Annotated in this window: 10 protein-coding genes and 3 pseudogenes; 1 reads left to right on the forward strand and 12 read right to left on the reverse strand. The window is 42.1% G+C overall.

What is annotated here, in order from left to right; genetic code table 11:
- Positions 1-262: 262 nt before the first annotated feature.
- The 11 genes and pseudogenes from dnaK to M1F74_RS10165 all read right to left on the reverse strand — a co-directional run bounded on the left by dnaK (position 263) and on the right by M1F74_RS10165 (position 11,381).
- Positions 263-2,086: a molecular chaperone DnaK gene (dnaK, locus tag M1F74_RS07160; protein ID WP_061428386.1), complete on the reverse strand. Its 1,824-nt coding sequence runs from the start codon at positions 2,084-2,086 to the stop codon at positions 263-265.
- Between the two features lie 249 nt (positions 2,087-2,335).
- On the reverse strand, positions 2,336-2,851 hold the full coding sequence (gene grpE / locus M1F74_RS07165) for a nucleotide exchange factor GrpE (RefSeq protein ID WP_247946683.1): 516 nt from the start codon (positions 2,849-2,851) through the stop codon (positions 2,336-2,338).
- 38 nt (positions 2,852-2,889) lie between these two features.
- Positions 2,890-3,924: a heat-inducible transcriptional repressor HrcA gene (gene hrcA, locus M1F74_RS07170; protein ID WP_247946684.1), complete on the reverse strand. Its 1,035-nt coding sequence runs from the start codon at positions 3,922-3,924 to the stop codon at positions 2,890-2,892.
- Positions 3,925-4,084: 160 nt separating this feature from the next.
- Entirely contained in the window at positions 4,085-4,597 is a 513-nt protein-coding gene (locus M1F74_RS07175) for a DUF2812 domain-containing protein (protein ID WP_247946685.1), read from the reverse strand.
- Between the two features lie 34 nt (positions 4,598-4,631).
- Positions 4,632-4,895 (reverse strand): annotated as a pseudogene (locus tag M1F74_RS07180) (DUF2812 domain-containing protein); the annotation flags it as partial.
- A 278-nt stretch (positions 4,896-5,173) separates the two neighbouring features.
- Positions 5,174-6,187, reverse strand: coding sequence for an alpha/beta fold hydrolase (locus tag M1F74_RS07185; RefSeq protein ID WP_247946748.1), 1,014 nt, complete (start codon positions 6,185-6,187; stop codon positions 5,174-5,176).
- Positions 6,188-6,192: 5 nt separating this feature from the next.
- Entirely contained in the window at positions 6,193-6,681 is a 489-nt protein-coding gene (locus tag M1F74_RS07190) for a GbsR/MarR family transcriptional regulator (RefSeq protein WP_006270523.1), read from the reverse strand.
- A gap of 109 nt (positions 6,682-6,790) precedes the next feature.
- Positions 6,791-8,536: an ABC transporter ATP-binding protein gene (locus M1F74_RS07195; protein ID WP_247946686.1), complete on the reverse strand. Its 1,746-nt coding sequence runs from the start codon at positions 8,534-8,536 to the stop codon at positions 6,791-6,793.
- Positions 8,529-10,295 carry an ABC transporter ATP-binding protein gene (locus M1F74_RS07200; protein WP_247946687.1) on the reverse strand — a complete coding sequence of 589 codons (1,767 nt, stop codon included), beginning with the start codon at positions 10,293-10,295 and terminating at the stop codon, positions 8,529-8,531. Before M1F74_RS07200 ends, M1F74_RS07195 begins: the two co-directional genes overlap by 8 nt.
- An 18-nt stretch (positions 10,296-10,313) precedes the next feature.
- The gene (locus M1F74_RS07205; RefSeq protein WP_247946688.1) at positions 10,314-10,925 is read right to left on the reverse strand and encodes a TetR/AcrR family transcriptional regulator; all 612 of its coding nucleotides are present in this window, start codon (positions 10,923-10,925) and stop codon (positions 10,314-10,316) included.
- A gap of 254 nt (positions 10,926-11,179) precedes the next feature.
- Positions 11,180-11,381 (reverse strand): annotated as a pseudogene (locus tag M1F74_RS10165) (hypothetical protein).
- Between M1F74_RS10165 and M1F74_RS07210 the strand changes: the two are divergent.
- Positions 11,342-12,908 (forward strand): annotated as a pseudogene (locus tag M1F74_RS07210) (IS1182 family transposase). The pseudogenes M1F74_RS10165 and M1F74_RS07210 sit on opposite strands and share 40 nt — an antisense overlap.
- A gap of 4 nt (positions 12,909-12,912) precedes the next feature.
- Here M1F74_RS07210 and M1F74_RS07215 read toward each other — a convergent pair.
- The coding region (locus M1F74_RS07215) for a MucBP domain-containing protein (RefSeq protein WP_247946689.1) at positions 12,913-13,617 on the reverse strand (705 nt) is incomplete at its 5' end.

Raw genomic sequence — 13,617 nt, forward strand, 5'->3', positions numbered from 1 at the left:
AACATCCTCTATTTTACCGAAAAACAGAGGCTGGGTTGCAACCTCTGGATTTCTTCTTATCATTACGACGTTCTAGTTTTAAAAATCAAACTAGTAATGCTAAATCGAGCACTCCCTAACCTCTTGGCGAAAAAGAGACGTAGCTGTTTTCGCTTTAGCGAACTACAGATATGGCTACCTTTAGGTGCAAATCTTCCTAGAAACTAAAGTGTCTGCGTCAGATTTCCTATTTTCACTGTGAGGTTTTAACGGGCTTTGCATCTTATTTTTCAGTAAACTCTCCGTCTACGACGTCATCGCCTGCGTTTCCTGTTGCTTGTGCGCCTTCTGCTCCTGCTTGAGCTTGTTGCGCTGCAGCTGCTTGTTCGTAGAGTTTCACAGCAAGTCCTTGAGCTTTTTCGTTCAATGCTTCAAGTTTTGCTTTCATTTCATCCAAGTTGTTGTCTTCTTGCGCTTTCTTAAGGTCATCAAGGGCAGCTTGGGCAGCGTCACGTTCTGCATCAAAACCTTTGCCTTCAGTTTCCTTGATTGTCTTTTCAGTCGCAAAGATTGCTTGGTCTACTTCGTTACGAAGGTCAACTTCTTCTTTACGTTTCTTATCTGCTTCAGCATTAGCTTCTGCATCTTTCATCATGCGGTCGATTTCTTCGTCTGTCAAACCTGAGTTAGATTGGATAACAATTGTTTGTTCTTTTTGAGTTCCAAGATCTTTAGCCTTAACAGACACGATACCGTTCTTATCGATATCAAATGTTACTTCGATTTGTGGAATACCACGAGGTGCAGCTGGGATATCTGTCAATTGGAAACGTCCAAGAGTCTTGTTATCTGCTGCCATTGGGCGTTCACCTTGAAGAACGTGGATATCAACGGCTGGTTGATTGTCTGCTGCAGTTGAGAAGACTTGTGACTTAGATGTTGGAATAGTAGTGTTGCGATCGATAAGTTTTGTAAATACTCCACCCATTGTTTCGATACCGAGTGATAATGGCGTTACGTCAAGAAGGACAACGTCTTTAACATCACCAGTGATCACACCACCTTGGATGGCAGCACCCATGGCAACAACTTCGTCAGGGTTTACTGATTTGTTTGGTTCTTTACCAGTTTCAGCCTTAACAGCTTCTACAACGGCTGGGATACGAGTTGAACCACCAACAAGGATAACTTCGTCAATATCTGACAAGCTCAAACCTGCATCTGAAAGGGCTTGACGAACTGGAACTTTTGTACGTTCTACAAGGTCACGAGTCAAATCGTCAAATTTGGCACGAGTCAAAGTCATTTCCAAGTGAAGAGGTCCAGATTCACCAGCAGTGATAAATGGCAAGCTGATTTGAGTTGAAGTTACACCAGAAAGGTCTTTCTTCGCTTTTTCAGCCGCATCTTTCAAACGTTGAAGAGCCATCTTGTCAGTAGACAAGTCAATACCATTTTCTTTCTTGAATTCTGCAATCATGTGATTGATGATTTTTTGGTCAAAGTCGTCACCACCGAGTTTGTTATCCCCTGCAGTCGCCAATACATCGAAGACACCGTCACCTAATTCAAGGATAGATACGTCGAATGTACCACCACCAAGGTCAAATACCAAGATTTTTTCTTCTTTGTCAGTCTTGTCCAAACCATAAGCAAGAGCTGCTGCAGTTGGTTCGTTGACAATACGTTCTACTTCAAGACCAGCGATTTTACCAGCGTCTTTTGTAGCTTGACGTTGTGCATCGTTGAAGTAAGCGGGAACTGTGATAACAGCTTTGGTTACTTTTTCACCAAGGTAATCTTCCGCATAACCTTTCAAGTATTGAAGGATCATAGCTGAGATTTCTTGTGGAGTGTATTCTTTTCCGTTTGCAGAAACTTTTTCAGAAGTTCCCATCTTAGATTTGATAGAGATAACAGTATCTGGGTTTGTGACCGCTTGACGTTTCGCAGCATCACCAACGATGATTTCACCGTTTTTGAATGACACTACAGATGGAGTTGTACGATTTCCTTCTGGGTTTGCGATGATTTTGCTTTCAGTTCCTTCAAGAACTGCTACTGCTGAGTTTGTTGTACCTAAGTCAATACCGATAATTTTAGACATGTGTTTTCTCCTTGTTGTTTTTTCTTCTTTTTTTGATATTTCCCTTAAGTGGTGGGGACGTGAGCAACTCCCTTCGGGATTTCATCACTTATTTTTGAGCCAATTGTCTCAAAAATCCCCTGTTTCAGTAGCACACGCTACTGAAACTTTCACCACGGCGGGCAACATCTTCCTTGCAAGCCTCCAGCTTGCTTTTTATCTTTCTTCATAGTTTATTGTCGTTTCGGACAAGTTTTTAAGTTCTCTAGCCTAGTTATACACTACTACCATGGCTGGGCGTAGGATGCGGTCATGGAGTTTGTAGCCTTTTTGGAAGACTTGTGCAATGGTATCTGCTGGGTGTTCATCGTCTGCTGGAAGAGTTTGGATTGCCATATGGTAATTATGGTCAAATTCGCCATCAGCTGCGATTTCTTCGATCCCCTCTTCTTTCAAAGCGTGAATCAAACTTTCTTGGACCATTTCCAATCCCTTTTTGACATCATCTGTCAAACCTTCAACTGCGAGTGCACGTTCTAGGTTGTCGAGCGATGGTAAGATTGCTTTTGCCAAGTATTGACTACGATAGCGTTGCAAGTTTTGACGCTCCTCATTAGCACGACGTTGGATATTTTGCATTTCAGCATGAGCACGAAGGTATTTATTTTCAAACTCGTCCGCACGTTCATTTGCCAAGTCCAATTCAGATTTCTCAGGAGTTGCTTCTTCTGTCGTTTCAACAACTTCCTCTTCTTTTACTTCTTCGTTTTTTATTTCCTCAGACATTTTTCGCCTCCTTTTTAGGAATTTGTGTAATTTCATGTTCAACTCACCTCATAGTGATTACTACTCAAATAGCGGTAGAAATCTGTGAGTTTCATAGTTAGGACTCGATTGACAACATTGAGTTGGTTGATTAGTTGCTGGTAATCCAGATTGACTGGACCGATAATCGCCAGAATTCCAAAACCACGATAAGGGATGAGGAATTTACTACTAATCACAGCTAGATCAGCTAGGCAGGATTCCTGACTGTCAGCCACACGGACATTTTGCATCTGATCTTCATGCAGACCTTCACGAATTTCCAAGGCCACCTTCTGTGGTTGGTCAAAGAACTGATAGGCTGCTAGATTGTCAAAATTCAAGAGATTGACCTTGCCCGCCACCACAATGTTTTCGTTGAACATTTTCTTAAAGATATGTTCAAAGAGATCGATAACATTGTCCGTTGTTGTGAAGTAACGCTGGATAATCTGCGGAATCTCCGTCCGAATCTTGTAGTGAATATCTAGAACAGTGTGTCCTAAGAAACGTTCCTGAATGATGCTCTTCAGTTTCAGCAAATCCTCCTGCAAAAAGTTCCTTGGGATCAGAAACTGACTAGTAACCGTTCGAGACTCGTCTAGGGTGAAAACTGCAAGAGCAGTATGTTGTCCTAGAACGACAATATCGAAAGCCGTCAGGCGCTGTCTACTTGGTTCAACATCTAGAGCCACTACCGTACAGCCACTCAAGTCTGTTAGTAAATTAGCAGCCTCTTGCAGAATATCCTCCAGTTTGAAGAATTCCTGATCAAAGGCTTTGACAATCTCATAGACCTCATTTTCAGCCAATCGGTCAAAATCCAGTGAGTGTTTCACATAGTACTGAAAACCAGCAACACTTGGCATCCGACCGCTTGAAGTATGCGCCTTCTCAAGCAAACCTTGCTTTTCTAGAGCCGCCATGTCATTACGAATGGTAGCACTACTAGAATTGATAGACTCTTGTAGCGCCTTGGATCCGACAGGTTCGTGCGTTTTGGTAAAGATGTCAATAATCAGATTTAAAATATCCTGCTGACGCTCTGTAACCATCTCATCACTCCTCTCTGTCCGATCGATTAGCACTCTATGTGCCCAAGTGCTAATTCATGATTCTATTATACACCCTTAGAAGAGAATGTCAAGACAAAAACTCAAAAAATTAGCACTCTTTTGTTAAGAGTGCTAAAAATCAGTCTACAAACCTAGAAACTTACTTCTCATCTACTTGGTATTTCCTTTTAAGTCTGAAAAAGCCGTAGATTAGATAAGAAATTAAACAAGTGTATAAAACGAAAATAATAAAGAAAGACTGAGACAAGTTTTCTCGATACAAACTCATGCAAACAACAAGACCACCTGAAAAAGTGGCTATACAGGAACGAAGTCTAGACCGCATAACTTCCCATCTGAGACCCTTACTCATATAGACTTTCTCCTCTGAAAGTATATCAGAAGTTGGTTTACGAAGAATTGAACAAAAACCTGTTTCTATCAATTCCCAACCGCTATTTCTAAAATCTTGCAGTTCATGCTTATACTTTTTAAGAAATCTAGAATCATAGATACGGTAGATGACATCGTCAGGTTGGCATTGGCAAAAATAGAAAAAACCAAAACGACTCGTTCTATATCTCCAGCCTTTCAGATGCATCTCATGTAAATATTCTTCTTCCTTGTCAAAGTCTAAAATGGTAAACATTCGAAATTTTACTTTGCTATTCATTGTCTTACCTCCAAATTCGAAAACAGGCATTGTTTTATTTATCAGATAATTCTTTCCACTTTTGAAACAATCTCCAAAAAACATAAGAAATCTGAATCACAAAAACGATCAATAAAACACAATCTATTATGACAATCAAACACACTTCCCAACTGAAATAACCTTTTCCAGTGAGTAACTTTGAGAAAACCAATAGCAGAGCTGAAAATAGAAGAAAAATAGGGAACACTCGCATTATTAAAATCCGCTTGACCATAGCTAACTTCCCGGTCGAGTCATTATAAATTTCAAACTCTGCTGTCCGAACCTGCGACAAAAGCTCACTGTACTGGCTCTCATTGACTGTGAAAACCTCCCCGCAGTTGGGGCATTTGATTTCATTCATGGGGTACCTCTTCATCTAAAATTAAAAATTTTATTCCTTGTTTTTTTCAAGCTGATAGATTATATCGCTATCATTATTATTGTAACTCTCTTTTTCATCATTCTCCCAAATTCACTAATCTACTTCTCATGACTATCAACTATTATACCATTCCTGCCAATAAATGAAAAACAGCAAGCCAATGGCTTGCTTTAGTGGTTCTGAATTATGTCTTTAAACTCCAGCAAAGCTTGGATATAGGAACGGGGTTTAAATGCATGGATGACATGGTTGGCTGGAATTTTTTTGTAAATAGTCTGTGGCGCCAGCTCCAGAATATGCTGAACATCCTGGTCATCTAGAGCCCCAACTAGACCGTACTTCTCATATCTTTTCCAGTTAGCATGTAGACATAGTATTGGACAAGTGCTTGCTTTCAGGGCTTCAGCATGATGAATACCTTGATAAAATCGGCCATCCACAAAAGCGCGAGCAAAATCTGGATCAAACATGGACAGTGATTTCAGAAGCTGCTTCAAGGCAGATGGAAAACCAACTTCAAGTGGCTGATTGGGATGATTTGTTTGAAATTTTTTGATTCGCTTTGATAATAAACGAATCATCCAGTCAGGCATTTTTTTAACCCGATTCTCCGAGACAGGCATCTCCTGACCTGAAAAATAATCCGCCAAATCACGATTGTCCAAATCCCCTATTTTTTCTACTATATGCTTGAGACCATTATAAACAAAACGGTCCCTCTCCTTAAAACGAGGCATCTCTGCAGAAAAGACAGGAGCATCCTCAATGACAATTCCTTCTACTTCCGAACCCAAATTGGCTGCACACCAAAGAGCGATAATCCCTCCTGAAGAATTTCCCGAAATGATGACTTTCCCTTGGACGACATTATCAATAAAGGAACGCATATCCTGACCGATTATAGACCAAGAATAATCTCCTGGTGTCCAGCTGGACTTGCCATGCCCCCGAATATCAATAGCATATACCTTGAACTGCTGAGAAAGAGGAATCAGGACTTTGCCATAAGATTCCCAAGTTCCCATTTGAGCTGGAATAAGCAGAAGATTGGGTCCATTGTCTGGTCCCACAACATAATTCAGTTTAATCTGTCCTGTATCATAGAGTTTTTCTTCAAAACCCGCTCGAATGAGTTTTTTGTCTCCAATATTTCCTGATAAATATTGATAAGGATTTTCATACATCTTCGTCACCCTCTTTGATTGTCTCTGATATGTTTCCGCCAAGCCTTCAACATTTCCTCCTGATAATGAGCCTGGATATCCAGCCATGCTTTCATGTCTTCTAACTGCTGGTGCTCGAGCGAATCTGCAGCCAGTTCCTGCTGTCCCCTTTCAACAATCTGCTTGATTGGAAATAAAGCTTCTTTTCGATGTTCGAGAACTCGTTCCCAAGCCTGGGGAGAAAATCTAAAATAGTCAATCCTATCTCCAGGAAAGGTAACCTTTTCTATCCAGCCATTGAGCATCAATGCTCGAATATTGGTAGAAATACTGCTCCTGCTTGCTTGAAGGAGGGCCGACATATCTTCTGCTGACAAAGGTTCTCCAAAAACAAGGCTCAAACCAAAAATCCGACCCCCAATTCGCGGAATGCCATAACCTTCATAAATGGCAGCAATATTCTCAATAAACTTTTGTAACTCTGGCTTTAAACTAATCTTCTTTTTCTGATTCATATCTGTTACCTCTTACCTATAGTATATCTCTTTCACTCATTTCAGTCAAGACTGAAACAAATGAAATCAAACGTAAAAAAATCGCTGATTTACAACGGTTTACATACTATCACTCCCCCATCTCAATCCTCCAGCTGGTAGCTGTTTTTCTTTCTTGGATAAACTTACTATAGATACCTTGTTTGGCTAGTAAGTCTTGATGTTTTCCTTGCTCGACAATGCGGCCTTGATCCAGCACTAGAATCTGGTCTGCATGCTCAACCGTCTTGAGTCGGTGGGCAATCATGATAATGGTCTTATCTCGAGTCAGAGCCCGAATAGCCTGCATGAGGGCTTCTTCGTTTTCTGGGTCAACATTGGCTGTTGCTTCATCCAGAATGATAATAGGCGCATCCTTGATAATAGCCCGTGCGATGGAAATGCGCTGACGCTCACCTCCAGAAAGACTAGCACCTCCTTCACCGATCTTGGTATCATAGCCATCAGGCAGTGAGAGGATAAAGTCATGACAGGCAGCTTTCTTAGCAGCCTCTATCACTTCTTCCTGACTGGCCTCTGGCTTCCCAAAACGAATGTTATTGGCAATGGTATCCTCAAAGAGATAGACGCTTTGGAAGACAAAGCTGAAATTACGAATCAGGCTGTCATAGCTGTAATCTCTAACATCATGTCCGTCCAGACTGATACTGCCTTGATCCACATCCCAGAAGCGGGCGATGAGGTAGCAGAGCGTTGTTTTGCCAGAGCCAGAAGGTCCGACCAAGGCAGTTGTTGTTTTTTCGGGAATGGTGAGGGAAACCTGGTCAATAATTTTCTTATTTCCATAAGAGAAGCCAACATCTCTCAGCTCAATCTGGCTGCTCTTAGGTTCAATGTCCTGACCACTGATGTCCATCGGCTGGATAGCCAAGACTTGATTGACCATATCAACCGACAGATCAACAATGCGCAGGAGAGAAGAGAAAGAGCCAACGCCGTCTAGATTTTCATAAATCATAAAACCACTGACAATCATCATAATGGTTACCAGCAGTTCCATACTGCCATTGAGATAAAAATAGATAGAGAAAAGCCCCATAAAGAGACCGGTCAGCTTGGTCACTATGCCCTGGAGGGCAATGTAAGGTGAGGTCACGAGTGTCATTTTGGTATCTAGCTGACTCTTGCCTTCAATAGCCTTGGACAGCTTCTTAGCAGAACGGTTGACCAGATTGTAGTTCTTAACTTCAGCAATCCCTTGGCTATACTCCAAAACAACAGCTACTAGGTCCGTATCTGCCTGATACTTGTCATCAGAAACCTTACCAACTTGCCAACGCATGAGGGTATTAGGCAGGAGAAAGAGAATGAGACCCACCAAGAGAACCAGACCAACCCGCCAATCATATAGAAAGACCAAAATAGTGATGAGACCAGTCGTCAGAAAGCCCTGCACAGTCATCATAACCACTCTGGTAGCTACATCAGACAGTCCTTCCAGCGTATTAGTTGTAACACTGGTAATCTTGCCCAAGCTATTTTGATTAAAGTAACCCATGGGTAGATAGCGCATGTGCTCGGCAATTTCAATCCGCTTCTGAGCACAAGTGTGATAGCCCGCTTCCGTCTGCAGCATGGTGATTTTCAGGGTAATCCAAACGTTTAGCACAGTGGATACCAGCATGATTCCTAGAGCCAGCCAGAAGGTCTGCATAGAGAGATTCTTCTCAATCAGTCCCATAAGAACTAGGCCGATTGCTGGGATACGCAGAGCGATGATAAAGGACTTGATGATGCCCAGATAAATGGACTGATAAAATTTCTTACGGTCCTCTGCCGTACAAAAATCAAAGAATTTCTTCAGTATATTAAGCATGGGTCAGCCCTCCTTCCATCTCACCACTATCCCTGGTAGCAATATGGGTCCGCCACATGGAAGCATAAAGCGGACTAGCTGCCAGCAACTCTTCATGCCGACCCCTAGCTTCAATCCGACCATCATTGACCAGGACTATCTGGTCTGCACTCATAATCGTAGACAGCCTGTGGGCAATGACAATCAAGGTCCGTCCCTCAATCAGACGAGCTAGACTGGACTGAATCCGTGCTTCATTTTCCGGATCTGTATAAGCAGTCGCTTCATCCAAGATAAGAATCGGCGCATCCTTAAGCATGGCACGGGCGATGGCAATCCGCTGACGCTCCCCACCAGATAGATGACCACCGCCAGAGCCTACCTGAGTCTCAAAGCCATTTTCCAAGTTCATGATAAAGTCATAACAGCCACAGCGACGGGCAATCTCGATGACATCTTCATCAGAAGCTGCTGGATTTCCCATCCGGATATTTTCCATAATAGTCTCATCAAAGAGGTAATTATCCTGGGTCACGTAAGCAATCTGCCGGCTGTAATAGTCTAGCGGAAGCTGGCGAATGTCCAAGCCACCATAAGTAATCTGGCCAGAAGTGACATCCCAGAAAGAAGCTAGAAGCTTGGCAATTGTAGACTTACCTGAGCCAGATGGCCCAACTAAAGCATTGATGCTACCAGTCTTAATATCTAACGAAATTCCATGTAGCACCTCCTCTTCATTTGTATAACCAAAGCTGACATTCGTTATGACCAGATCCCTTCCTTTTGGAAGTTCTCGCAAATCCTGAGGTCTTTTCAAATCAGGCTTTTCCAAAATATCAATGACTTGGCCAAAAATAGTCCCGATTTTCCGTAAATCGTCCATGTAACTAGCCACTAAAATCAGAGGAGTCAGAAGACTGAGCGAAAGAATAATCATCAGAATGAAATTGCTGGCAGTCAAGCTACCTTGCAGATAGAAATAACAGCCAGCCGGCAGCAGAAAGAGCAAGCCTGATGGCAGAAATGCAGTCACAATGCCCATCTCCAGATTGAACTTGCGCATCCACTCAATAAAGCAATCTGCTCCTTCTCTAGCAGCCGTCACAAACTTATCGTAAGAAAATTTTTCCTTGCCAAAAACCTTGATAACCTCAATCCCATTGATGTATTCCACCGCTGTATCATTGAGTTTTTTGGTCTTGACCAGAGTATTTTGATTGTCAGTTTCGCTATTAGCAACCATTCGCATATATGCCAGCGCCACGACGGGAATAGTCAGGAGAGACAGCAAGGTCAGCCGCCAATCGATAACCAGCATGGCAATGAGAACAATAATCGGACCAAAAATCCCAGCAGTAAACTCTGGAATTAGGTGAGCCAAGGTCGTTTCGGTCGCATCCACCCGCTCAACGATAATGTTTTTATAGCTGCCTGATGACTGACTAAGCACTATACCTAAAGGCAACCTTGCTAGCTTATCTGTCAAGCGGTGCCGCATTTCTGCTAGAATCTTAAAAGTTGCCGTATGTGACAGCATGGTGGAAATACCGTGAAATCCCCAGTAGCCAATCCAAGCCAGAGCCACCCAAGCCGACTCTTGCAGGTAGAAATCCCAGTTTTTATTGCCAGCCAAGAGCTGATTAATCATTCCGCCAATAAAGAAATAAGGCAGAAATCCTGAAATCACAGAGGCAAAGGCAAAGATTAGACTGAGCACAAAATATATCTTATGAAGGGAAACAAAGTCCCAGATCCAAGCAAGAACAGATTTTTTCTTCATAGAATTTCCTTCTTTCTATCAAAAACCAAGCAAACCTCTCCAGTCAAACAAGTCCATGATGGAATGGCAAAATTCCAGCGCCTGCTCTTGGGGCCAGTCTTGAGCCAAGGGCTCAAATACAGCTGTGTAATAAGCTGTCATGCACGATCGCAGAAACTCGTGTTTGACCAAATGATTGATTTTCCCCTCTTTGTAAGCCAGCTCCAAATAGCGATAAGTCTCGTCAGCAGCCAAATGAGGCAGACGCATCCTGAAGTCCGCTTGCGAAGAACCCTGAGATTTAAAGAGCAAGAGCTGCATAATATCCTTATACTTATAGAGAATCCGCATCAGGGACTGGAGATCCTCTAAGCGATGTGCCCACATGTCAGACAGGTGTCCCTCTTCTAGAAAAGCATAGTCACGTCGCTTCTGATCTTGTCCATACTGGTCTAAGGCTGTCAGAGTAGGCTCAAGCAGAGCAGTAAAGAGACTGTCCTTACTCTCATAGCGCTTATAAAGAGCCCCAGTCGTCAAGCCAGCAGCGCGACAAATTCTCCGCAGTGAAGCATCCTGATAGCCATAAACCAAGAACTCACTCCTTGCGCTTTCCAAGATTTTTTCGTTTAACTCATCTGTTTCTTTTTTCATGATTTTAATTCGATAACACCGTTATCGCCTTTCTTCTTTTATTATAAATTCTGACAATTTAACTGTCAAGGAAAAACAAAAAAAGGCCGAAAAATATTTTCATCGGTCTAGTTCTATACCTTATCCTCTTGTAAACATGACAAAAGAGAGTGGGACAGAAATCGGTAATTCGTTAGAATTCGATTTCGTCGTCCCGCCTCCGCACAGTTGAGTAGGGCTGTAAAAGCTGATGAAATCAGTGTAGTAGAGCCCACTCAACCACTGCGTCTTGCTCGACGATCCAAAAACAATTGAGGAGGCTGGGACAAAAGTCTCTTTGCCACAAAAAAGCAACGGATTCGCCGTTGCTTTTTGCATGGTTGCGATAGTCTTGGTAAAATAGAATTGCACAATAAACCATTTAGAGAGGCTATCCCATGCATATTCACTATAACACAAATCAAACAACTTTACCACTAGAAATCAGTTCTTTCTTGCCACAAGACCATCTTGTCTTTACCATTGAAAAAGTGGTGAATGCCTTGGATGAACGTCACTTCCACGCGTTCTATCATAACTTTGGTCGCCCGTCTTATCACCCTAAAATGCTTTTAGCCACTCTACTATTTGCCTATTCACAAGGGATTTACTTTGGTCGAAAAAATGATGATTGAAAATCTGCCTATGCAGTACCTAACAGGACAGTTGGTTGTCAGCTATCGCACCATCAATCGATTTCGAGTCGCTGAAGGGATGGAAGAATTCATTCGTGATCTTTTCATCGACCTCAATCTTCGTTTAAAAATGGAAGAGTTAGTGACCTTAGATTGTCTGTTTATTGACGGGAATAAGATTGAAGCCAGTGCCAACAAGTATAGTTTCGTGTGGAAGAAAGCGACAGAGAAATTCTCCGCCAAACTTCAAGAACAGATACAGGTCTATTTTCAAGAAGAAATCACTCCCCTGATCCATCAAGCTATCGAACTGGATACACAAGAGCCTATCTCCTCAGAGCAGTTGCTTGCATTCGCTCAAATCCTTGAAGAAGAATTGGAAAAACGGAACCAAGACATGGAGGAGACATCCGTTAAAGGGAAGGATGAACGTAAAACCCAGCGTCGTAAACTCAAGAAAGTTTTGCGTAAAGTCAAGGAGGATTTTTCAGTACGTGCTAAAAAATTTGAGAGCTATCAGGAGACATTTGAAGGTCGTAACAGCTTTTCCAAAACAGATCCAGATGCCACTTTTATGCGGATGAAGGAGGATCATATGAGAAATGGACAACTCAAGGCTGCTTATAATCTTCAAATCGCTACTGAAAACCAATTTGTGCTTCACTATGATGTCTTCTCAAATCCGACAGACACCAAGACTCTTCTCCCCTTACTTGAAACCTATCCACATGACCTAAAGACAGTTGTCGCAGATGCTGGATATGGAAGTGAAGAGAACCTTCTTCGTTTAGATGAAAAGGAGGTGAAGCATCTGATTAAATATGCCATGTTTGATCAGGAACAGAAGAAAGGGTATAAACAGTCGGCTAGAAACTTAGCGAATTGGCACTATGATAACAAGGAGGATAGCTATATACATCCTGATGGCTGGTGCTATCGTTTTCACCATATCAAACATCAGAAAACACAGACGGACTTTCAACAGGAAATCAAGGTTTATTCCGCTGATGAACCTGAAATAGCCCCTCCAAAGGGACTATATATCAACGAACGTTATCAACACTTGAAAGCTAAAGAATGTCAGGCGCTTTTATCTCCTGAAGGTAGACAGATTTTCGCTCAACGCAAGATTGATGTGGAACCTGTCTTTGGGCAGATAAAGGCTTGTTTGGGTTACAAGAGATGTAATCTAAGAGGCAAACGTCAAGTAAGAATTGACATGGGATTGGTACTTATGGCCAATAACCTCCTAAAAAACCCAACTAATCGCTTGATTAGTTGGGTTTTCATTTATGAAATTGAATTCCTTTGTTTAATCTTTAATGATTAAAACATTAGTCTTCTTTTTTCTTGCGTGCCACAAGACCAAATCCGCTCAATACTCCAAGAAGTCCAAGAGCTGCTAGGCTAGAGTGATCTTCTGTACCAGTATTAGGTAATTCTTTGGTTGCTTTAGTCGGTTTTTGTTGAGGGGCAGTAACAACTTTTTCGTAGACATGTTCAGTGTCGCCGTTTGGAAGTTTCTTAGTCTCTACGAAGCGGTAGCCTGGAATGTCTTTCTTAGGTTGTTCGCCATCTTCACTTGGATATCCTGGAATGTCGTTGCCTTCCTTATCCTTGTGACTGGTCTTAACTTTTTCGTAGACATGTTCAGTGTCGCCGTTTGGAAGTTTCTTAGTCTCTACGAAGCGATAACCTGGAATGTCTTTCTTAGGTTGTTCGCCGTCTTCTGTTGGATAGTTTGGAATCTCGTTTCCTTCTTTATCCTTGAATGATGTCTTAACTTTTTCGTAGATGTGCTCTGTATCTCCATTTGGAAGTTTCTTAGTCTCTACGAAGCGGTAGCCTGGGATATCTTTCTTAGGTTGTTCCCCATCTTCTGTTGGATAGTTTGGAATTTCATTTCCGTCTTTATCCTTATGACTTGTCTTAACTTTCTCATAGACGTGCTCTGTATCTCCATTTGGAAGTTTCTTAGTCTCTACGAAGCGGTAACCTGGAATATCTTTCTTAGGTTGTTCCCCATCTTCACTTGGATA

Source organism: Streptococcus oralis, from assembly GCF_023109315.1.
In the GTDB taxonomy this organism is placed as follows: Bacteria; Bacillota; Bacilli; order Lactobacillales; family Streptococcaceae; genus Streptococcus; species Streptococcus oralis_BS.